The sequence below is a fragment of the Ralstonia condita genome, assembly GCF_958405655.1.
Lineage (GTDB): Bacteria > Pseudomonadota > Gammaproteobacteria > Burkholderiales > Burkholderiaceae > Ralstonia > Ralstonia condita.
In genome coordinates this window covers 455,669-477,510 of the sequence record NZ_CATYWO010000002.1, presented here as the reverse complement: position 1 = coordinate 477,510, position 21,842 = coordinate 455,669, and the positions used below count along the sequence as shown (strand labels likewise).

Genomic DNA, 21,842 nt, shown 5'->3' with positions numbered 1-21,842 from the left:
CATGGACCCGCTGCTGGCCAAACGCTGGATATCCGGCTTCGTCTTCTACTACCCGTTCTTCATGTCCTACTTCTGGATGCTCGGGGGGCTGCTGCACTACTTCCTGCTCGAACGGGGCACGCGGCGCATCCAGCATCCGCTGGCACTGCTGGGTGTGAAGACCTACCCGAAGGTGTCGATCATCGTGCCTTGCTACAACGAGGAGGCCAACGTGCGCGAGGTGATCAGCCACCTTGCGCGCATGCGGTATCCGAACTACGACATCATCGCCGTCAACGACGGCAGCTCCGACCGCACCGGCGAACGCCTGAACGAGCTTGCAGCGCAGTATCCGCAGCTCGTGGTGATTCACCAGTCGTCCAACCAGGGCAAGGCGATCGGGCTGACGACTGCCGCGCAGGTGACCGACGCCGAGTACCTGATGTGCATCGACGGCGATTCGATCCTGGATGTGGACGCCATTGCCTGGATGATCCGCCACCTGATGGAGAACCCCGCCGTAGGTGCCGTCACGGGTAACCCGCGCATCCGCACGCGATCGACGCTGCTTGGCCGCATGCAGGTGGGCGAGTTCTCGTCGATCGTGGGGCTGATCAAGCGCACCCAGCAGGTCTACGGGCGCCTGCTCACGGTGTCGGGCGTGGTCGTGATGTTCCGCAAGCGCGCCATCGAAGAGGTGGGCTACTGGAGCAACGACATGCTGACCGAAGACATCGACATCAGCTGGAAGCTGCAGGTGGGCGGCTGGACCATCCGCTACGAGCCGCGCGCGCTGTCGTGGATCCTGATGCCCGAGACGTTCCGCGGCCTGTATAAGCAGCGCCTGCGGTGGGCCAAGGGCGGCATCCAGGCGCTCATCAAGTACGCGCCTGCCATGCTGAGCCTTCGGCAGTCGATGATGTGGCCGATCTTCTTCGAATACGCGCTGTCGGTCGTGTGGGCGTACAACATGCTGCTCGTCATCACGTGGTCGGTGCTGGGCCTCTTTGTCGATATGCCGCCCGAATGGCGCATGGAGGCCTTTCCGCGCTGGCACGGCACGCTGCTGTTCATCACCTGCGTGCTGCAGCTGCTCATCGGCTGCTTCATCGACCGCCGCTATGACGACGGCATCCTGCGCTACTTCATCGATACCGTCTGGTACCCGGTCGCGTTCTGGATCCTGAACCTCGTGACCACCGTGATCGGCTTTCCGGCCGTTGCCTTTCAGCGCCAGCGTGCCCGTGCCCGCTGGACCAGCCCTGACCGGGGCATACAACAACAGGGGAATTCGCCATGACCGCACTTGTCATTGACGTTTCACGCAATTCGATCCGGCAGTCTTTCTCCGACAAGGGGATCGTCGGGACGCTGCACCACGTGCTGTGGTTCCGCATCTTCCGGCCGGTGCTTGTCATCTCGATCTGGGGGCTGCTCGGCCTGTACGTGGGTTACTCGATCAGCAGCGTCGGCCCGAGCGGCTTGCCGTTCGAGCAACTGCGCCTGTACGGCAACATCATTGCGGGCATGGGCGGGGTGCTGATGGTGTGGATGATCCTGTCGCGGTTGGACCGGGCCATCCGCCGCAAGGTGGCGCGCGTGAAAGCGCCGGTGCTGACGCCGGCTGCGGCAGCTTCGCGCGCCGCACTGCATCCGCGACAGCCCGCCTGGCAGCGCCCACGCAACACGCGCCTGCTGGTCGTCGACCATGACGATGATGGTGACATCACCCATGTGCGCTCCTGGCAGGAATGGACGGGCCGCCCCGCGCCGGCGGGCGCCGCCACGCCGCCGGCCGCATTCGTGCGCAGCCCCGAATACGACCCGGATGAACCGGTGCTGGGCGCCAGCGCGGTCGTCGCCGTAGAGCATGCCGGGCGCGCCGAACCCTCGCTGTCCGTGGCATCCGCTCCCGTGTCTCAGCCGGGCGATGTTGCCGTGGCCTCGGATGCAATCACCGCCGAGGCCGGGGGCTTCCATCGCTTCGGCTATCGCGGCCGGCTCGGCCGCAACGACTGGGTGGATCCGCAACCGGCCACGCAGTCGCATGCACTCCGGCCCGGCATGGCGCGCTACTACGGCGGCGTCAGCGCGGTGGTGCATGGCCGCGCTGCAGTGCACGCCGCAGACCGCGAAACGGAGCGCCGCCGCAGCCTGCATGCCTTTGGCGCGCATGCCCAGCTCGAAGATCCCTATGCCGCACTTGAACGCGCGGAGCGCATCGATCCGCTGCACGGCTTTGGACGTCGCGCCAATATTGTCGCCAGCGAAAGCTGAGTCGAACAGGCGCGGGCAGCGCGCCCAACGCCCCGGCGTGCGCCTCGCCGGGGCGTTTTTTTTTTCGCTGCGACACGGCGGCGGACATTGCACGCAGTTGCGCATGCAAACGCGCTAACGCGTAGGAACTAAGGGAACGCATCGATACGCCGCGCAATCGTTGCAACCAGTGCGCGACGCTACACAGCAAACGTATGTTGCGAAGCCGCCGGCGGGTGAGGCGGCTTTGCTGCGGTGCCACCCGGCGCATGGTGCTCTTGATCGGGGGTGCGCGGATGCCTATGCTTGGTCTTCCTGCAAGCCGTTCCGTCCTCTCTCCCTCGCTCTCTTCACGCTTGCAGTGCTCATGGTGTCAGTGAACCAAGCCCACCGTCGCGCGTACCGCGCCCGACCAATGAACACGCTGGAGCCAACTGTGCTGAGTCCCCATGAATTTGCCGTCCTGCTTCTCGTCAACGACGGTGCTGAATCCGATGATCTGGACCGCGCCGATGTCGAGGCGCTCATCGAGCGACAGCTCGTCACGCTGGAGCGGCGCAGCCCGGACCAGTGCTACGCCCGCGTGACCCTTCAGGGATACGTCTTTCTCAAGGCCTCCGGGCATGTCCGTGCGAGCGGGCGCCGCGTGGCCGCCGTGCCGCATTAGCGTGCCTTGCCCGACCGGACCCGCATCCAGCGCCACACGTGCGCAAATCTGCTGCTGACCGGGGCGGCGGTCGCATCAAGCCTCCACTTCAGCCAGCGCCCTGAGCCCCACGGACAGCATCGCGAGGTCGGCCGGGCCGCCCGTCATCTGGTCGGCCATCACGCGGTTGTAGCGCACCAGCGCGTCCTGTCGCGCCGTCTGCCACGTCTGCACGAGGGCCTCGGCACCGGCGCCGGCAGGAGCGTCGCGCAACACCGAGCCGGTCAGTCTGCGGCGCAGTTGTCCGAGTTCTTCCAGCAGGGTGGCCCGTGCCAGCATCTGCCAATGGGTTTGCGCGGGCAGGCCGAGAATGCCGGCCTGCAGCCAGCCGTACCCCAATGGTTGATCGAGCACGAAGTACACGCGAGCGGCCAGCCTGGTATCGCACGCGCTTGCGGCGGCCACCTCGGCGATGTCGAGCAGCGATACCCGTGCCGTCACGCCGGTCGCCATGCGCGCCAGGCCTTCGGGGACGCCCGCTTCGATGAGCGCCTGCCGCTGCGGCTCGGTGGCCTGCATCGACGCTTCGGTCTGCAGCGTGTCCACGTCCGGTCCGAGGGCATCGACAGCCGCACGGAAGTGCTCAACCGTGGCGGGCACGTCAGACAGGCGTCGCCGCAGGAACCAGAGCGTGGCGCGCTCATGCAACTGTGCAAGTGCGGCGAACAGGGCCGCCTGCGTGTCATGCGACACCTTCGCGTCCAGTCCGTCGACTTCGTGCCAGAGCGTGTCCAGACGGTAGACGGCACGCGCCACCAGGCTTGCCCATACGACCGCCAGCGGCTCCGCGCCGGTTTCTTCGGCCAGGCGGTGCACAAACGTGATGCCCGCACGGTTGACCAGTGCATTGGCATGCATGGTCGCCAGAATCTCGCGCCGCAGGGGATGCCGAGGAATCGCCGCATGGCATCGCACATGCAGCGGCTGCGGAAAGTACGACGGTAGCCCTTGGGCGATGAAAGGCTGGTCGGGCAGGTCGCTGCCAAGCAGGACATCGACCAGCCACATCTTGCTGTAGGCCATGAGCACCGCGCGTTCCGGTGTGGTGAGGCCGCCGCCGGCCGCGCGTCGGATGTCGATCTCTTCGTCGGCGGGCAGGAATTCGATCGCCCGGTTGAGGCGGCCGTTGCGTTCCAGATGGCGCATCAGCCGTGCTTCGGAGTCGAGCCACAGCGCGGTGCGTGTGCGCGCGAGCGACAGCGCCTGGGTCTGGAAGTAGTTGTCACGCAGGACGAGTTCGCCCACCTCGTCCGTCATCTCGGCGAGCAGCGTGTTGCGCTGCTTGAGCGTCATCTCCCCATCGGCGACGACCAGCCCCAGCAGGATCTTGATGTTGACTTCGTGGTCGGAGCAATCGACGCCGGCCGAGTTGTCGATCGCATCCGTATTGATGCGTCCGCCGTGCTGTGCGTATTCGATGCGGCCGAGTTGCGTGCAGCCCAGGTTGCCGCCTTCGGCCACGACCTTGCAGCGCAACGCCGCGCCGTTGACGCGCAGGCCGTCGTTGGCGCGGTCGCCGACCTGTGCGTGCGTCTCCGTGCTGGCCTTGATGTAGGTGCCGATGCCGCCGTTGTAGAGCAGGTCCACTGGCGCCTTCAGGATGGCGTGCAGCAGGTCGTTCGGAGCCATCTCCGTGGCGGACACGTCAAGCATGGCACGCACCTGCGGCGACAGCGCAATCGCCTTGGCCGTGCGCGGGAACACTCCCCCGCCGGGGCTGATCAGCGCCCGGTCGTAGTCGGCCCAGCTCGAGCGCGGCAGGCTGAACAGACGCGCGCGCTCGGCAAAGCTGGCGGTCGCATCGGGCGACGGGTCGAGAAAGATGTGCCGGTGGTCGAACGCCGCCAGCAGCCGGATATGCCGTGAGAGCAGCATGCCGTTGCCGAATACGTCGCCCGACATGTCGCCCACGCCGACGACCGTGAAGTCCTGCGTTTGCGTGTCGACGCCCAGCTCGCTGAAGTGCCGTTTGACCGATTCCCACGCACCGCGCGCCGTGATGGCCATCTTCTTGTGGTCGTAGCCGACCGAGCCACCCGAGGCAAAGGCATCGCCCAGCCAGAAGCCATATTCGGCCGAGATGGCGTTGGCGTAATCGGAGAAGGTGGCCGTGCCCTTGTCTGCGGCCACCACCAGGTAGGGATCGTCTTCGTCATAGCGCACGACGTCGCGTGGCGGCACGAGGCGGCCGTCGGCGTAGTTGTCGGTCAGGTCGAGCAGACCGCGCAGAAAGGTCTGGTAGCACGCAACGCCTTCGGCCAGGTATGCATCACGATCGCTGGCCGGCGGTGGTTGCTTGACGACGAAGCCGCCCTTGGAGCCGACCGGCACGATGACGGTGTTCTTGACCATCTGCGCCTTGACCAGTCCCAGCACCTCGGTGCGGAAATCCTCGCGCCGATCGGACCACCGCAAGCCGCCGCGCGCCACCTTGCCGCCGCGCAGGTGCACGCCCTCCACGCGTGGCGAGTACACCCAGATCTCGAACATCGGCTTGGGCTCGGGCAGGCCGGGCACGCGCGCAGGGTCGAACTTGAACGACAGGTACGGCTTGGGCTGCCCGTCCGGCGCCGTATCCTGGAAGTAGTTCGTCCGCAGCGTGGCCTCCAGCACGCCAAGGAACTGCCGCAGGATGCGGTCTTCATCGAGGTTCGGCACCTCTTCGAGCGCTTCGTCGATCTGCCGGCGCAAGGTGTCGCCGCGGCGCGTGCGTTCGGCTGCTTCGAGCGCCGGGTCGAAGCGCACCAGGAACAGGTGGACCAGCGCCCGCGAGATCGACGGATTGCCGTTGAGCGCGCTCTCCATGTAGGCGTTGCTGAACGCCGACCCGATCTGACGGATGTAGCGCGCATACGCCCGCAGGATGCGCACTTCGCGCCACGTCAGCCCGGCCAGCAGCACGAGCCGGTTGAGATCGTCGTTCTCCAGTTCGCCGCTCCAGATGCGCGCGAAGGCATCTTCGAAACGGGTACGGGCTTCGTCGAGATCGACCTCGCTGCCGTCCATGGTCTCCATGCCGAAATCGTGCATCCAGATGGGCGGAGCGTCGGCGGGTTCGATGCAGTAGGGCCGCTCTTCGTTGACGCGCACGCCCAGGTGTTCAAGCATCGGCAGGCTTTGCGACAGCGAGGTCGGCTGGCCGGCGCGGTAGATCTTGAAGCGCACTGCGCCGGCCGGCGCTTCGAGCGGGCGATACAACTGCATCGCCAGCTGATTGCCGCTGGCGGGGTCGGCCAGCAGAGGTTCCATCAATTCGATGTCGCGCACCGCCAGGCGTGCCGGATAGTCCTCGCGGAAGCCTGCCGGAAAGGCGTCGGTGTATCGGCGCAGCAGGCGGTTGCGGCGCTCCTCGCCGCCGCGTTCGAGCAGCGCATCGGCGAGATCATCCTGCCAGCGCCGCGCCGCTTGCACGACGCGGTCTTCGAGTTCGGCGACGTCCACGTCGGGCACATTGCCCGGCTGCGTACGCACGGTGATGTGGATGCGTGCGAGCATCGATTCCGACAGTAGCGGAGTGAATTCGACAGCGGTGCCGTGATACGCATCCTGCAGCAGTTTCTGGATGCGCACACGCAGGTCGGTGTTGAACTTTTCGCGCGGCACGAACACCAGGCACGACACAAAGCGGTCGAACGGATCGCGGCGCACGAACAGCCGCGTGCGCTGCCGCTCCTGCAGCCGCAGGATACCGAGCGCGATGTCGTACAGCGCCTCACTGTCGATCTGGAATAGTTCGTCCCGCGGGTACTGTTCCAGGATCGTGACCAGCGTCTTGGCCAGGTGCCCGTTGGGCAGGAAGCCGGTACGGCGGATGACGCTGGCGACCTTGCGCCGCACCAGGGGAATCTCCTCGGCCGGCACCATGTAGACGTTCGACGTGTACAGCCCGAGGAACCGCCGCTGCCCGCAGACGCGGCCTTCGGCGTCGAACAGCTTGATGCCGACGTAATCGAGGTAGCCTGGACGGTGCACCGTCGCGCGTGTATTGGCCTTGGTCAGGAAGATCGGTTCGGGCGCATCGATGAACCTGGCGGCCCCTGGGGCGAGCCGCGTCGTGTCCGGCGTCGCGGGATCGCGTAGCGTCTCGCGCAGCACGCCCAGCCCCGTGCCTGGCATGCCGCGCAGGTAATGGCCGTCGTTCTGGATCACGAGTGCGTAGTCGCGATAGCCGAGGAACGTGAAATGCCGCTCCAGCATCCAGGCGAGGAAGGCTTGTGTTTCGGCAATCTCCGCGCGCTCCACTTCGCTGGTCGAGGCCTGAGCGGCACGCGCCGCAAGGGTATCGATGGCCGCTTGTGCGGCGGCCTGCATCGGTTTCCAGTCTTCCACCGCCGCGCGCACGTCGCGCAGCACGCGGACCAGCCCATCGTGCAGCGCCTGCATGCGCGCGGGTTCGGAGAAGCGATCGACCTCGATGTGGATGTACGACTCGAACCGCGCCGCGCCGCCGTTCACGTGGTCCGCATCGGCGGGCGTATCAGGCATGTCGCCGGCGAGGGCGGCCGGGCGCAGCACGCCGCCGCCTGCCGCCACTGCCACGCGCATGCCGGACGCATCGCGCTGCATGCGGTAGACCGGGTGGAAGCCTGAATGCAGCGCCAGGCCCTGCCGGTTGATTTCCATGGTGACGGAATCAAACAGGAAGGGCATGTCGTCATTGACGATCTCGACCACGGTGTGGCCGCAGTACCAGCCATGCTGTTCCAGGCTCGGGTTGTAGATGCGCACGCGCGGTTGCCCCGAGACGAACTTCTGGCCGAGCTGCCAGTGCGCCATCGCCGCACCGTACAGGTCGGCCACGCTGCGCGAGATGACGTCTTCGGGGTCGGCCAGGCCGTAGTAATGCTGCAGGTAAGGCTCGAACAGCGCAGCGATATCGGGTGCACGTTCATGTGCGAGGGCCACCGCATCCGCCATGTGCTGACGGACCTTGTCTTCTTGTTGGGCAGACATGGCTTGCCTCCCGAAAATGGGCCAGTTCATGCTACGCCGCGTGCCCATGACTGGCAATCGGGAGAGGAGGGCCGCCCGCACCGGGGCGAATCTCGTTGACGGCGGCATCCAGTCTTCTGGAAAATGCCTCCAACATGCTGGAATTGACAGCGACTGCCACACCCTTCTGCACATCGGAGCACCGCATGCCTTCCCCGCGACCGAACGACGACATCCGCCTGATCGACTGCAACGAGGCCGAACACGCATCGGCCATCCTGGATATCCTCAACGAGGCGATCGTCAATTCCACCGCGCTGTATGACTACGTCCCACGGCCGCCGCAGGCCATGCAGGTGTGGTTTGCCGCCAAGCGCGCGGGCGGGTTTCCGGTCGTCGGCGCAGTCGACGCCTCGGGCCGCCTGCTTGGCTTCGCCAGCTGGGGCACGTTCCGCGCGTTCCCGGCCTACAAGTACACGGTGGAGCACAGCGTGTACGTGCACCACAGCAGCCGCGGGCGCGGACTGGGCGAACGTCTGCTGCAAGAGTTGATCCGGCGCGCGCAGGCGGCGCAGGTCCATGTGCTGGTCGGCTGCATCGACGCGGCCAATGCAGGGAGCGTCGCGTTGCACACCCGGCTGGGGTTTGTGCACGCTGGGACGATCAAGGAGGCTGGGTTCAAGTTCGGGCGCTGGCTGGATGCCGCGTTCTACCAGCTCAACCTCGCGACACCCGAACACCCTGTGGACGGCTGAGTGTGGTGTGCTCGCACGCCGCGTGGCCGTCACGCGGCCAGTGCGTCAGCCCTTGGCGATGACGTTGATGCGCAGCGCGTCGGCGCCCGCCGCGATGGCAAGCAACCGGTCGACGTTCGGATGCGCGCCCGGGCGATGGCGGGCATCCGCCGTATGCTCGGCAAATACCGCGAGGCCGTGCTGGGCGGCCGCGGCATCGAGCTGACCGAATGCCTGCTGGAGATAGTGGTACACCGCGAGCGAACCTTGCTTGCCGGGCTTGTTCTCGATATCGGCCACCACGGCGCCCTGGCTGTCGACCAGGTCGATGCGCTCGATACCGTCAATGGCGGGCAACCGGGCAAGGTTGTCCTTGAATACGGGGGTGGGCTGAATCATGACGGCAATGGCTCCGTTGGTTGGTCAGGGTGGGCCGGAACAGGCGGGGCCGTATCTTAGCCGTACTGGCCAGCCCGACGCGAGTGCTAGCGCGTTGCCTTCTGCTGGTTGACCGCAACGGCGGCCTGTATGAGGGCCGTCAGTGCTGGTTCGTTGACTGTGTCGCCCTCGCGAAAATCGATGGCGCGACGGGTATTGCCTTCCAGGCTCGCGTTGAACAGCCCTGCGGGGTCGGGCACGGAGGCGCCCTTGGCAAACGTCATCTTGACTGTCCGCTGATAGGCTTCGCCGGTGCAGATCAGGCCATCGTGCGACCAGACGGGCACGCTCCACTTCCATTCCTCGACGACTTCGGGGTCGGCCGCTTTGATCACGGCGCGCAGGCGGGCAAGCATTGCTCCGCGCCAGTCGCCGAGTTCTGCGATGCGTGCGTCGATCCGCTCGGATGCGAGTACACCATCGTCGGGCGTGCGCTTCTTCATGGGCTGTGCCTCCGGGTCGGGTTCTGCAGAGGATTCTGGCAGGAACCCGGGCCGGTCGCCATCACGTCATCGGGCTGCCCCAGACGCCATGTCACAGTGCCGATGCAAGGCGTGAAACGCCATTTTGCTGTATTCGGAATACAGCTTGAATCATGGCGATATGAATAAAAACAAAAATCCGACTCGATAATCAATCGGCTGAATTGAAGAAAACTTTAGCAGTTTCTTTATGCTCCCCACGTGAGTGGGGTGTAAAACGATGGCACGGTAGACCAAGGGCCGGTGTGCCGGTGCGGCCCACGGCCCGCTGCATGGGTTTGTAATCAACGCATCCCCCCGATGCAGGATGTGACAGTCATCGATTGGTCATCTTTCGGCTCCAATAATTGCGCCTTCGCTATTCACGCAATTTCATTCGCGCGCCTCCGCTTTTGCAGGGGAAGCGTGATTGGATCGAGAGACTTTCAAATGACTATTCGTCATCGGATTACGTTGCTGGTGGTGCTGATGTTCGTGGCGCTGGCCGCCATTGGCGGCTATGCCGTACACCAGACGCGGGGCAGCGCCATGGAAGTCAGGCAGGTGACCGAGGGGGTGGTACCGAGCGCGTTGGCATCGGCCGACCTCGTCTCTCTGGTCAAGGACGTGCAGCTCGCGACGATGGTTCTGGTCTATGCGCCCGATGACAACATCGTGACGCAGGCCAAGCAGGACCTGAAGGCCAAGGAAGCCGCGTTGCGCGCGGCGCTGGACGTGCAGGCCAAGGGCGCCAACGGCCATGCGCAGGAAGGGCTGGTCACACAAGCGAAGGAGTCGGTCGACAGCTATGTCGAGGCCATCGAGCAAACCACCGACATGAAGCTGGCGGGCAAGAACGAACTCGCCCAGGCGTTCCTGTTCGCCAATGTGGCCAGCTATCGCGACGTGCTCGAAAAGATCGTCGAGACGCTGCGCATCGAGAAAAATCGCGAGAAGGACGGGGCCATCACCGCGCTGAACGGCAAGCTTGCCACCACCACCACCGCGATCGGCGTGGTGAGCGGCGTGGCCATCGTCGTGCTCACGGCCATTGGCATGCTGCTGTACCGCCAGATCACGCGGCCGCTCACGCGCATGCAGGCCGAGATGAGCGAAATTGCCACCAGCCAGGATTTCACGCGCCGCGTGCCGGTGGGGCGCATGGATGAGATTGGGCGCTCGGTGGTGGCATTCAACCAGATGATCGAGAAGATCCAGGAAAACTCCGCGCTGCTCAAGCAGAAGACGGCCGACATCCAGGCGATGCTGCAGAACATGCAGCAAGGCATTCTGACCGTGGTGGATGGCAGCCGCGTGCACGAGGAGTATTCGATTTACCTCGAATCGATCTTCGAGACGCAGGACATCGCCGGGCGTGGCCTGATGGAGCTGGTGTTTGCCGATACCGCACTCGGTGCCGATGCGTTGTCACAGGTGGAGGCGGCGGTCGACGCGTGCCTGGGGCAGGACGTCATCAACTTCGCCTTCAATCAGCATCTGCTGGTGAGTGAAGTCGAGAAGCGCATGCCTGATGGCCGGGTGAAGACGCTCGATCTGTCGTGGTCGGCCATCACTGACGAGAGTGACACGATCCTGCGGCTGATGCTGTGCGTGCGCGACGTCACCGAACTGCGCAAGCTGGCGGCTGAAGCCAGCGAACAGCGCCGCAACCTTGAGATCATCGGCGAGATCCTTGCGGTGAGCCAGGAGAAGTTCCAGCACTTCATCGACAGCTCCACCACGTTCGTGCACGAGAACGAACGGATCATTCGCCAGTACTCGGAGGCGGACAACGCTGCCATCGCTGCGCTGTTCCGCAACATGCACACCATCAAGGGCAATGCGCGCACGTACAACCTGCAGTATCTGACCAACGTCGTGCACGAGACGGAGCAGACCTACCACGCCCTGCGCGAGCCCGGTAGCGAGCACACGTGGGACCAGGACTGGCTGATGCAGGAACTCACCCGCGTGCGCGAAGCCATCGAAAGTTACGCGCGCATCAATGAAGTCAAGCTGGGCCGCAAGAGCACGCCAATGGCGGGTGCCGCCGAGCAGCCCACGTCCGACGCGCTGGTGCGCATTCAGCAATGCCTGCGCCTGCTGGAATCGGCCAACCCGGCAAGCGTGCATGAACTCGTTTCGATGCGGGATGCCGTCTATCAGCGGCTTCGCCTGCTGGGCAGCGAGCGCGTGGAAGACATGCTCTCGGGAGTCCTGCAGTCGCTGCCCTCGCTGGCGCAGGAGCTGGGTAAGGCACCGGTGACCCTCTGCATCGGCGATAACGGCTATCGCATCCGCACGGAAGTGCGTGACGTGCTGCAGAACGTCTTCACGCATCTGCTGCGCAATGCCATCGACCACGGCATCGAGACTGCCGATGTGCGCATCGCGCATGGCAAGCCTGCAGCCGGGGTCATCGACATGGAAGTCGGGGTCGATCAGGGCATGCTTCAGATCACGCTGTGCGATGACGGCCGGGGCCTTGCGCTCGACCGCATCCGTAGCATCGCCGTTGAACGTGGCTGGATTGGCGCCGCCGAGCGCCCCGGCGATGAAGAGATCGCACAGTGCATCTTCCGCCCGGGTTTCTCGACCGCAGACAAGGTGACGGAGGTGTCCGGGCGCGGTGTCGGCATGGATGCCGTCGTCGAGTTTCTCAAGCGCGAGCAGGGCCGCATCGCCTTGCGCTTTACCGATGACCGGAAGGGCGCCGCTTTCCGCCAGTTCCAGACGGTGGTCTGCCTGCCGGAACGGTTTGCGGTCGACAGCGTGAGAACGACCCTCGGCAGCGAGCCGCTGGTCAGCATGGATCTGGATGAGGAAGCCCTGTGATGGAATCGACGGTTCTGGCCACGCTCGCGGCGGGCCTGGTCTGCGGCGTGCTGGCCTGGAGCGTGCAGCAGCGCCGCATGAACACGATGGCGCGCACGGTGCAGGACGCTCATCGTCGTGCGGCGGAGTTGACCGCTGAGGTGGCACGGGAGGCGGCGCGCGCAGAGGCTGACGCGCGCGCGATGGCGGCACTGCAGACCACGCTCGCGCAGATGCGGGAGGCCACGTCCGACCATTTGGAAGTGATTGAGCAGTTGCGTACCGAGCTGCAGTCGGCCGGCGCGGCCAAGGCGCAATGGGCGGCTTGCGCCAACCGGATCGCAGAGGAAGCGGCCCGCCTGCGGGGGCTCGCACTCACGTTCGAGCGCTGGCATGAGCAGATGATCTCGCTCATGGAGCAGAACCACGATATGCATGCGAAGAACGAGGAGTTGCAGTCGATCGTACGGCACGTCGTGATCGTCTCGCTCAACGCATCGATCGAAGCGGCACGCGCAGGGCAGGCGGGGCGCGGGTTTGCCGTGGTCGCGAGCGAAGTGCGCTCGCTCGCGGCGCGCTCGGAAGATCTGTCGAAGAGCTACCGCAACAGCCTGCACCTGAACGATCTGACCACGACCGCTACGTTTCAGGACATCCAGGCAGGCGGGAAGATGATCGCAGCCTCGCTGGCAAGCGTTGAGGCGCTGGCCAGCCGGTTTCAGGCACAACTCCACGAGCAGGCAGGCACGACGTGATCAGCAGTCATGCGCAAGACAGTTTCGACCGCATTTTCCGCAAGGCTGCAAGCATGCGCCTCGCGCTGCATGCCGACGACACGCTCCACATTGCCGCGGCCGATCAGGGCGATGCCATCCACGGTGAGGAAGCCCTCATCCTGACGATCTCGTCGGTTGCGTTTCGTCTGCTGCTGGTGTTGCGCTTCGATGACGACGCAAGCACGCGGGCGTATTACACCGGCGAGGCCACGGGCCGGAGCTTTGAGGAAGCGCGGCTGGAAATTGGCAACCTCTGCTGCGGGGCGGTCAATCAGGAGCTGCTCCAGGTGTTCCCGGATCTTGGCATGTCGACGCCGTATGCCGTCAGCGCGCGCTGCCTCGCGTATCTCGATGCGCTCAAGCCCGGTTATGTGGCTTCCTATTCGATCACGATCAATGACGCGGTGCGGGTGGCTGCCACCGTGTGCGTATGTGCGCATGCGCGGTTGGACTTTGTCGCCAACGTGAGCGATGAAGTCGCGTCCGGCGGCGAGCTGGAATTGTTTTGAATGAGAAAGAGGAAAGACCCATGAGCAAGATTCTGGTGGTGGACGATTCGAGCACCGTGCGCGACGAGGTCGCCGGCTTCCTGAAGAAGAACGGCCTGGCGGTGGATACCGCCGTGGACGGCAAGGACGGCCTGGCCAAGATCAAGGCCAATCCGGGTCTCAGGCTCGTCATCAGCGACGTCAACATGCCCAACATGGACGGGTTGACGATGGTCGAGAAGGTGCGGGGTGAACTCGGCAACAAGACCGTGAACGTCATCATGCTCACCACCGAAAGCAGCCCGGCCATGAAAGACCGCGGCAAGGCGGCTGGCGTGAAGGGCTGGATCGTCAAGCCGTTCAAGGGCGACGCGGTGCTCGAGACGTTCAGGAAGTTGGCGGGCTGAACGGGCGGTGAATGCCGGAGCGGGCGGGTGATGGCGCTTCGCGCGCTTCGGGTTCAAACTCGGCCGATTGATCCGCAGGAGGCCCTGCCATGACGATCGGATTGGCGGATGCGGTGCTCGTGCTGCACGCGCTGCTCGTCGCGTTCATCGTCGGCGGGTTGTTGTTCGTCTGGGCAGGCGCCGCGCTCAAGTGCGCCTGTGTGCGCAACCGTGGTTTCCGCCTGCTGCATCTGGCGGCGATCAGCGTTGTCGCCGGGCTGGCCATCGCGAACGTGCCATGCCCGCTCACGGCGCTGGAGGACTGGCTGCGCACGGGCGCGGCGGGTTCCAGCGGCTTCGTCCAACGCTGGGTCAGTGTGTGGCTCTTCTACGATCTGCCGCCCTGGGTGTTTGCCGCCAGCTACGCGGTGTTCCTGCTCATCGTGGCGCAGACCTGGCGGTGCATTCCGCCACGCGCCAGGCGGGGCGTGCTTTTTTGATTCCGCCTAGGCGAATCCTTGATACGCTGAATGGCATCGAGCCGGCCTCGCACGCTGCGCCTGCAGCGTCATGGTGATGCTTGCGGCACTGCGCGCACCGCTGCGGTGCACCGGCATGCATGCGACCCCCGGCCCGCGCGGCTGAAGGAGTCATCATGCAAGAGCTCGCCTTTCGTACGCTGGTCTATCGCTATTTCTTTTTCGGATGGCTCTTCAAGGACGCCAGCCGCGGCAATCTCTTCGAGCGTTCTGCTGCCTGGCGCTTCAACCAGGCACACGCACATTGGCTCCTGGCCTACATGCGGCGATGGCTCTGGTGCGGTGTGGTCTGCTACGTCCTGGGCGGGATTGTCGAGCTGGCACTCAAGACGCCATGCCTGTCGGTACTGTTCTACGTGCCGAGCGCGCTGAGCGTGCCCATCAACGTGGTGACAGGTGTGCTGTGGATCGGTCTGAAGGCGCTGCCCGGGCCGGTGCGTGAGCGGTGACGCGTGATCAGATTCAGACCGTCGCGACGAGCAGTTCTTCGGCATTGCTCGGAGGCCGCAGGCCATCCGCCCGGTCAGAAAAATAGCGCTGTGTCAGCTCCGTTGCCGAGATGTGTCGCGCGTCGCCAAAGCCATTCTCACGTGCCAGCGCCAGCATCTCGGGTGGCGTGAAGAAGCTGAGGAAGGGGGTTCCGCTGGCGCGTGCGCCTTTCTCCGCCATCTCGAGGCCGGGGCGGACTTCCGCAGCCGCCATCTCCAGCGGCAGCAGGAAGGTCATCGCCAGCATCGACCCCGGCGCGAGGCCGGCCACCTGACGCAGCGTGGCAGCATTTGCCTCCTTGGTGAGATACATGCTCACGCCGGTCGAAACCACGATGGCCGGCTGGCTGGTGTCGAAGCCGGCAGCCACGAGCGCGTCCCGCCATGACTCGCGCGCTTCGAAGTCGACCGGCACGAAGCGCAGCCAGTCGGGCAGGCCAAATCCGAGGGCCGTCAGGCGCTGGCGCTTCCACGCCTGCGGGGTCGGCTGGTCGACTTCAAACACGGTCATGCGTGACGCCACATCCGGCCGGCGCTGGGCAAAGCTGTCGAGCCCCGCGCCGAGGATGACGTACTGGCGCAGGCCCAGGCCTGCCTGCTCGATCACCAGGTCTTCAATGAACCGTGCGCGCGCCACGATGGACGCGCGGAATGGACGCGTGAACTGCGGGTCCATGTCGCCGCGTTGCTGCCAGCCAGGGTCCGGCGCCAGCAGTGTCAGGCCGATCCGGTCTTCCAGCACGTGCGGGGGTGCATCGATCTCCAGATGCAGCGCGCGCCACAAGGCCACCCGTGCTGCCGTGCTGTCTGGTACCAACAGCTGTGCATCGCTCATGCCTGCCTCCGTCGGGTCCGTCAATGGATGGGTTGAAATGTAGGAAACACCGCAGCGATCTGCACCGGCCGCTTAGTCATGCACACCGCGAAGAGATCGCTGCCGAGCCATTGCGCAAGCCACGCGTGCAGCGCCGGCAACGGCTGATCGTGAAACCAGTCAGGCTCGACCGCCGCAAACTGGCGCACGAACGGGAAGATCGCCAGATCCGTGGCGCATGGCGCCCGCCCGCCCAGATAGCGCTGGCGCTGCAATCGTGCCTCGAGCGGCGTCAGCAATGTCGCTACCGCGTTTGCGCGTGCCGTTTCGCGCGTCGTCTCTTCGTGCGGATAGCGGTCCGGATACTTGTAGCGATCCAGGTGTCGTTTGAATGCGCCGTCGTTCGTGTTGAGCAAGAGCAGGTTGTCTTCGGACTGGGCGCGGCTCCACCAGCCGTCGGCGTCGGGTGATTCGAGCGCCCACCGCAAGATGTCCCAGCTTTCTTCCAGGACGCTGCCGTCGGTCAGGCGCAAGACCGGCACCGTACCCTTGGGCGACAGGGCCAGCAGTTCTGCGGGTTTGTCGCGCATGACGATTTCGAATGTCTGAAAAGGCCGCCGGGCCTGCAGCATCGCCAGGCGGGCACGCATGGCATAGGGGCATCGGCGATAGCTGTAGAGCAACGGCAGGGCAGTGTCGATCGACATGGGTGAAGCAACGGGCGTGATTGTCCGGGTGCGACAGGTTAACGGGTTCTGGGTTCTGGGGTCGGGGTCTGCGCTGCCAGCCAGTTTCACGCCGCCAACTGCGCCCGCGCCGATCGGCCAGAACGCCGCACGGACTGCGGGGGGTGCCCGAACACCCGGATGAACGCCCGCCGCATGCGCTCCGGGTCGGCAAAGCCCACGGCACGGGCGATGTGCTCGAGCGATTCATTGCCCGCCTCGACGCGGGGGCGAGCGGCTTCTGCGCGGAGCTTCTCGATGGCCTTGGCGGGCGTCTGGCCGGTCTCGGCCACGAAGGCGCGATCGAACTGGCGCCGGCTCAGATGTGCGACTTCGGCCAGGCGATCGACATCCAGCGCTTCGTGCAGGTGGTCGCGTGCATAGCTGAGCGCGCGGGCGATGCGGGTGGACGCCGGATCCAGCTCCAGCAGGGCCGAAAACTGTGACTGGCCGCCGGGCCGCCGGTGATACACCACCAGTTCGCGCGCCACGGCACGGGACACGTCGATGCCCAGGTCGGCTTCGATCAACGCCAGCGCGAGGTCAATGCCGGACGAGATGCCGGCGGACGTCCACACCGGACCATCCTGGATGAAGATGCGGTCCGCCTGCACATGGACGCGCGGATAGCGCCGCTGCAACTGCGCCGCCATACGCCAGTGTGTCGTGGCGCGGCGGCCGTCGAGCAGGCCTGCCGCAGCCAGCGCGAATGCGCCGGAACAGACGCTGGTCATGCGCCGTGAATGCTGCGCGGCTTCCCGCACAAAGGCAATCAGCCCGGGTGAGAACGCATCGTCACGTGGACCATTGCCACCGGAGATGACGAGCGTATCGAAGGCGGGGTCATCCAGGACCTGTGTCTGCATGACGAGGCCGGGCGCGCTTTGCACCTGCGCGCCGGCCTCGGACAACACTTCGATGCGATATGCAGGATGGGCGGCCAGCCGGTTCGCCACGTCGAAGGCGGTCAGTGGCCCCGTGAAATCCAGCAGGCTGCAACCCGGAAACACCAAAAAGCCGATTCTGCGCATGATGTCTTGAAATGAGGGAATAACGTCATTTGCGCCAGATGTTGCTCCGCCAGACTGCCGCTGTCAAACGCATTTCCGGAGGGACGATCATGACGACTGCGGTACTTTCCTCATCGGCCGCTGGGCAGTTCTCGCGCCATCACCGTTGGAAGGTCCTCGGCGTGGGCGTTGCGGCCAACGCCAGTTTTTCAGCGGCATTCTCGGGTATTCCCACGACGGCGGTGTTCATCCGCTCCGCCTATCACCTGGGCAATGTGGAGCTTGGCATCGCCCTCGGGCTGCTCGGGCTCGGGATTGCCATCAGCGAGTTGCCGTGGGGCCTGCTGACCGACCGTTGGGGCGATCGCACCGTGCTCCTGGCGGGCCTCGGCCTGACGGCGCTGGCGCTGCTGCTGATGGCCGGCTTTGCGGCGCCTGCGCATGGCAACGTGCCGCCGCTGACGTGGCTGGCTGCGGGCATGCTGAGCGTCGGCTTGCTGGGCGGCAGCGTGAATGGCTCCAGTGGCCGCGCCGTGATGGGCTGGTTTCGCGAAGGCGAGCGTGGGCTGGCCATGAGCATCCGCCAGACCGCCGTGCCGCTGGGCGGTGGCATTGGCGCGCTCGTGCTGCCGAGCCTGGCGGCGCACGCGGGATTTGCCGCGGTGTATGGCGTGCTCGCAGCCGCCTGCGCGCTCACAGCAGTGCTGACGTGGCTGTGGGTGCACGAAGCCGCGCCGGCAGCAGACGCTGGCGTTGCTCGCGTGGTTTCCGAGGGGCCCGGCCCGTTGCGCGACGTGATGCTCTGGCGGATGGCGCTGGCGATCGGGCTGCTGTGCGTGCCACAGGGCGCGGTGGTGGCATTTGCCACCGTCTTCCTGCGCGACTTCGCACATGCCGATGTGCTCACCCTGAGCTTGACCATGGCGGCGGTGCAGGGCGGTGCGGCGGTGATGCGCGTGTGGAGCGGCCGGTGGACGGATCGCCACGGCAACCGACGTGCCTATCTGCTGGCCTGCGCACGCTTGAGCGCCGCCCTGTTCGTCGTGCTGGCTGGCGTGGCATGGCTCACCGGCACGCTGCACGCCGACCTGGCAGTCATGCGTGGTGTGCTGGTGGCCGCCATCGTGGCGGGCGGCATTTGCGTGTCGGCGTGGCACGGTGTCGGCTACACCGAGATGGCCACGCTGGCGGGCGCGCAGCGCGCCGGCACGGCGCTGGGCCTGGGCAATACGGGGGCCTTTGCAGCGCTGGGGCTCACGTCGCTGTTTTTGCCGCATGTGCTGGCATGGTCGTCCTGGCCGGTCGTGTGGCTCTTGGCGGCGGGCTGCGCCCTGATCGCATGGCGGGTGCTGCCTGCCGCCGATCGATAGGCTGGGGGTCCCGCCGGCCCCCTTCGTTTCTGCCTGCACTGTTGCGCAGGCTGCCCGTTGCGTGGCCGCTGTAGACCCTGACCGGGCCGGCCATCATGGCGATCTTCCGGCAACGAAATCCACCCAGACGGCTGGCGGGTCCGAAGACCTGGCCGTCAAGTGCTTGGCCGCCTTCCAGGGGGGGCTGCGTGATGACGGTGCGCCATGCGTCCTCGTCGTACTGCTCAGATGAAGCCACCGTCGGTCATCAGCGTGCGGCCGGTGATCCAGCGGGCATCGTCCGAGGCGAGGAAGGCCACCGCGCCGGCAATGTCCCCGGGCTCCGCGAGGCGGCCGAGCGGCGTCGAGTCGCGCATGCGGGCCTTCACTTCATCGGGAATCGGCGCCGTCATGTCGGTGCGCGTCAGTGCCGGTGCCACGGCGTTGACGGTGATGTTGCGAGGTCCGAGTTCCACGGCAAAGGCATGCGTCAGCGCGCCCACGGCGGCCTTGCTGGCCGCATAGACCGCCAGCCCGGCACGCGGCCGATACACGAGGCTGGACGACACGTTGACGATGCGCCCGCCGGGCGCCGGCACGTGCGGCAGGACCGCCTGCGTGACAAGAATGGTGGAGAACGCGTTGGTCCGGAACTGCACGTCGAACGAGGCCAGATCGATGCTGCCCACCGGTTGGTTTTCCAGGATGCCGGCGTTGTTGACGAGGATGTCGATGGCGCCGAAGGCCTCGCGCACGGTGCCCGTCATCGCGTCGACCGACGCGGCGTCGCTCACATCGGCCTGCACGGCAATGGCGTGCGCACCCGTTGCGCGAATGGACTGGACCACCGCGTCCGCCTCTTCCTGCTTGCTGCGATAGACCACCGCCACGCGTGCGCCATCTGCCGCGAGACGACGCGCGACCGCAGCGCCGATACCGCGCGAGCCTCCGGTGACGATGGCGGTGCGGCCCGACAGGCGCAGTGCGATGGCAGATGGGGTTGGCGACATGGTGTTCTCCTGAATGAGTGAAGGTTTCGGGAGAACAGGTTACGAATCGCGCGGACCGTGCGCAGCGGTGGCCGCAGCGACGCGGCGTTCCAGTGGTGGAACGACCTGTCAGCCTTGCTGGCGCCTGCGGTATTCCGCCACTTTATGTCGATTGCCGCAGACGGCCATGCTGCACCAGCGGCGCTTGTGCGACTTCGTGCGGTCGTAGAACCACCGCGTGCATTCCGGGTGTTCGCACATGCGCACGAGCCCGAAATCCCCCTCGGCCAGCAGGTGGGCTGCCGCCTCGGCCAGCGGGGCGAGGCACTGCTCGACCGAATCGGCCGGGCGCAGGCGCTCCACGCGTGGCGTCTTGTCGTTCCACACCAGCACCGGATGGCTTGGCGCCTGGCGCAGGAGCACGTTGATCGCGTCCGCGTTGGCGGCGCGGCCGGCCTTGCGCGCCTCAACCAGCATGCGGGTCACCTCGCGCAGATGGCGCGCCACAGCCAGCAGCACGCCCGGTGGATAACGCCCCGCCAGCGGCTCGGCAAGCCAGCCAGCGCGTATCAGCCAGTCAGAGACATCGGCATCGGTCTGCCAGCAATCGTGCGGCTGGCCATTGGCGTTGGCCACGGTGTTGAGCATGTCGAGCACCGGATGATCGGCGATCAGCGGGGGAATCTCCCGGGATGCGGTGGCGGGCATGGCGTGTCGCAAAGAATCTGGATACGCGACTGTAACCCGTCAAGGTCGTTATAACAGTTAGATGGTGGTGGTGACACGCGCGCCGAAAACCCGTCGGACGGGCCCTCGAATTACCATGTGGCATTCAAGGTTCCCTGCTGGAGACGATCATGAGCGCATGGCCCGATGCCCGCGTGCTGAAGTTGTTCAACATCGAAGTGCCCATCGTGCTGGGACCGATGGCCGGCGCGGCCGGTGTCGAACTGGCCATTGCCGTGGCGCGGGCCGGTGGGCTCGGTTCGTTGCCGTGCGCCATGCTGAACGCGGAGCAGATTCGCCAGCAGGTCGAGCAGTTTCGGGCAGCCGTGCGCGCCCCCGTCAACCTGAACTTCTTCTGCCATACGCCGCCGCAGCCCGATGCAGAGCGCGAGGCCAAATGGCGCGCCCACCTCGCACCGTATTACGCCGAGTTCGGGATCGACCCGGCCACACAGGCGCCGACTGCCAACCGCGCGCCGTTCGACGAGACCACCTGTGCGCTGGTGGAAGAACTGAAGCCCGAAGTCGTGAGTTTCCACTTCGGCCTGCCGACTCCCGAATTGCAGGCGCGGGTGAAGGCGACCGGCGCAAAGATCCTCTCAGCCGCTACGACCGTGGAGGAAGCCCGTTGGCTGGAAGCGCGTGGAGTGGACGCCATCATCGCCATGGGCAACGAAGCCGGCGGGCACCGCGGCATGTTCCTCGCCAAGACGATCGAATCGCAGGTGGGCACCTTTGCGCTCGTGCCGCAGGTCGCCGACGCCGTGAAGGTGCCGATCATTGCCGCCGGCGGTATTGGCGACGCGCGCGGCGTGGTGGCCGCGTTCGCGCTGGGCGCATCGGCTGCGCAGATCGGCACGGCTTACCTGCTGTCGCCCGAGGCAAAGACGTCGGCCATTCACCGTGCTGCACTGAAGCGGGCGACCGATGCGGATACAGCCCTCACCAATCTCTTTAGCGGGCGGCCGGCGCGCGGCATCGTGAACCGGCTGATGCGCGAGATCGGGCCGATGAGCCCGCTTGCGCCGGCTTTCCCTACCGCGGGTGGGGCGCTGGCGCCCTTGCGTGCCAAGACCGAACCCGCGGGCTCGGGCGATTTCATCAATCTGTGGTCCGGGCAGGCAGGCCGATTCGCCACCGAAGACTCCGCCGAGGCCATCACGCGGCGCATCGCCACGCAGGCGCTGGAACGGCTTACCTGAGTTGTCCGGGGGCGTCGTTTCCCGCGCGGG

General features: G+C 65.8%; 20 protein-coding genes. 12 read left to right on the top strand and 8 right to left on the bottom strand.

Annotation, left to right across the window (positions count from 1 at the left end; genetic code table 11):
• The first annotated feature begins 1 nt into the window (after position 1).
• The 3 genes from pgaC to R2N03_RS08750 all read left to right on the top strand — a co-directional run bounded on the left by pgaC (position 2) and on the right by R2N03_RS08750 (position 2,902).
• Positions 2-1,279 carry a poly-beta-1,6-N-acetyl-D-glucosamine synthase gene (gene pgaC, locus R2N03_RS08760; protein WP_316657258.1) on the top strand — a complete coding sequence of 426 codons (1,278 nt, stop codon included), beginning with the start codon at positions 2-4 and terminating at the stop codon, positions 1,277-1,279.
• Entirely contained in the window at positions 1,276-2,256 is a 981-nt protein-coding gene (locus R2N03_RS08755; RefSeq protein WP_316657257.1) for a PgaD family protein, read from the top strand. Before pgaC ends, R2N03_RS08755 begins: the two co-directional genes overlap by 4 nt.
• Positions 2,257-2,650: 394 nt before the next feature.
• On the top strand, positions 2,651-2,902 hold the full coding sequence (locus R2N03_RS08750) for a hypothetical protein (RefSeq protein ID WP_012430798.1): 252 nt from the start codon (positions 2,651-2,653) through the stop codon (positions 2,900-2,902).
• 75 nt (positions 2,903-2,977) lie between these two features.
• Here the strand turns inward: R2N03_RS08750 and R2N03_RS08745 are convergent, their stop codons facing one another.
• Positions 2,978-7,894 carry an NAD-glutamate dehydrogenase gene (locus R2N03_RS08745; RefSeq protein ID WP_316657256.1) on the bottom strand — a complete coding sequence of 1,639 codons (4,917 nt, stop codon included), beginning with the start codon at positions 7,892-7,894 and terminating at the stop codon, positions 2,978-2,980.
• Between the two features lie 185 nt (positions 7,895-8,079).
• On the opposite strand from R2N03_RS08745, the gene R2N03_RS08740 reads away from it, so the two are divergent.
• Complete coding sequence (locus R2N03_RS08740; RefSeq protein ID WP_012430796.1) at positions 8,080-8,628, top strand: GNAT family N-acetyltransferase; 549 nt, start codon at positions 8,080-8,082, stop codon at positions 8,626-8,628.
• 45 nt (positions 8,629-8,673) lie between these two features.
• Here the strand turns inward: R2N03_RS08740 and R2N03_RS08735 are convergent, their stop codons facing one another.
• Positions 8,674-9,006, bottom strand: coding sequence for a DUF2322 family protein (locus tag R2N03_RS08735; RefSeq protein WP_012430795.1), 333 nt, complete (start codon positions 9,004-9,006; stop codon positions 8,674-8,676).
• 86 nt (positions 9,007-9,092) lie between these two features.
• Positions 9,093-9,488 carry a DUF1801 domain-containing protein gene (locus R2N03_RS08730; protein WP_012430794.1) on the bottom strand — a complete coding sequence of 132 codons (396 nt, stop codon included), beginning with the start codon at positions 9,486-9,488 and terminating at the stop codon, positions 9,093-9,095.
• A 468-nt stretch (positions 9,489-9,956) separates the two neighbouring features.
• Here R2N03_RS08730 and R2N03_RS08725 point away from each other — a divergent pair, with 468 nt between their 5' ends.
• The 6 genes from R2N03_RS08725 (at position 9,957) to R2N03_RS08700 (ending at position 14,958) form a co-directional block, all read left to right on the top strand.
• Complete coding sequence (locus R2N03_RS08725) at positions 9,957-12,341, top strand: HAMP domain-containing protein (protein ID WP_316657255.1); 2,385 nt, start codon at positions 9,957-9,959, stop codon at positions 12,339-12,341.
• Positions 12,341-13,075: a methyl-accepting chemotaxis protein gene (locus R2N03_RS08720; RefSeq protein ID WP_012430792.1), complete on the top strand. Its 735-nt coding sequence runs from the start codon at positions 12,341-12,343 to the stop codon at positions 13,073-13,075. The genes R2N03_RS08725 and R2N03_RS08720 overlap by 1 nt, the downstream gene beginning before the upstream one ends.
• The gene (locus tag R2N03_RS08715) at positions 13,072-13,605 is read left to right on the top strand and encodes a hypothetical protein (protein WP_316657254.1); all 534 of its coding nucleotides are present in this window, start codon (positions 13,072-13,074) and stop codon (positions 13,603-13,605) included. The genes R2N03_RS08720 and R2N03_RS08715 overlap by 4 nt, the downstream gene beginning before the upstream one ends.
• A 20-nt stretch (positions 13,606-13,625) precedes the next feature.
• Positions 13,626-13,991 carry a response regulator gene (locus R2N03_RS08710; RefSeq protein ID WP_012430790.1) on the top strand — a complete coding sequence of 122 codons (366 nt, stop codon included), beginning with the start codon at positions 13,626-13,628 and terminating at the stop codon, positions 13,989-13,991.
• A gap of 89 nt (positions 13,992-14,080) precedes the next feature.
• Positions 14,081-14,470, top strand: coding sequence for a DUF2784 domain-containing protein (locus tag R2N03_RS08705; RefSeq protein WP_012430789.1), 390 nt, complete (start codon positions 14,081-14,083; stop codon positions 14,468-14,470).
• A gap of 155 nt (positions 14,471-14,625) precedes the next feature.
• A complete protein-coding gene (locus R2N03_RS08700) occupies positions 14,626-14,958 on the top strand; it encodes a hypothetical protein (protein WP_012430788.1) in 333 nt (110 codons plus the stop codon).
• A 13-nt stretch (positions 14,959-14,971) separates the two neighbouring features.
• Here R2N03_RS08700 and R2N03_RS08695 read toward each other — a convergent pair whose 3' ends face one another.
• From R2N03_RS08695 to R2N03_RS08685, 3 genes are all read right to left on the bottom strand, one after another.
• A complete protein-coding gene (locus R2N03_RS08695) occupies positions 14,972-15,832 on the bottom strand; it encodes a class I SAM-dependent methyltransferase (protein WP_316657253.1) in 861 nt (286 codons plus the stop codon).
• A gap of 20 nt (positions 15,833-15,852) precedes the next feature.
• Positions 15,853-16,518 (bottom strand): glutathione S-transferase, encoded by a 666-nt coding sequence (locus R2N03_RS08690; protein WP_316657252.1) that lies wholly within the window; start codon positions 16,516-16,518, stop codon positions 15,853-15,855.
• An 86-nt stretch (positions 16,519-16,604) separates the two neighbouring features.
• On the bottom strand, positions 16,605-17,567 hold the full coding sequence (locus tag R2N03_RS08685) for a GlxA family transcriptional regulator (protein ID WP_316657251.1): 963 nt from the start codon (positions 17,565-17,567) through the stop codon (positions 16,605-16,607).
• An 89-nt stretch (positions 17,568-17,656) separates the two neighbouring features.
• Between R2N03_RS08685 and R2N03_RS08680 the strand changes: the two genes are divergently transcribed.
• A complete protein-coding gene (locus tag R2N03_RS08680) occupies positions 17,657-18,916 on the top strand; it encodes an MFS transporter (RefSeq protein WP_316657250.1) in 1,260 nt (419 codons plus the stop codon).
• 224 nt (positions 18,917-19,140) lie between these two features.
• Here R2N03_RS08680 and R2N03_RS08675 read toward each other — a convergent pair whose 3' ends face one another.
• Positions 19,141-19,905 carry an SDR family NAD(P)-dependent oxidoreductase gene (locus R2N03_RS08675; RefSeq protein WP_316657249.1) on the bottom strand — a complete coding sequence of 255 codons (765 nt, stop codon included), beginning with the start codon at positions 19,903-19,905 and terminating at the stop codon, positions 19,141-19,143.
• A 108-nt stretch (positions 19,906-20,013) separates the two neighbouring features.
• Complete coding sequence (locus R2N03_RS08670; protein WP_316657248.1) at positions 20,014-20,592, bottom strand: CGNR zinc finger domain-containing protein; 579 nt, start codon at positions 20,590-20,592, stop codon at positions 20,014-20,016.
• 149 nt (positions 20,593-20,741) lie between these two features.
• On the opposite strand from R2N03_RS08670, the gene R2N03_RS08665 reads away from it, so the two are divergent.
• Entirely contained in the window at positions 20,742-21,812 is a 1,071-nt protein-coding gene (locus R2N03_RS08665) for an NAD(P)H-dependent flavin oxidoreductase (protein WP_316657247.1), read from the top strand.
• Positions 21,813-21,842 lie beyond the last annotated feature (30 nt).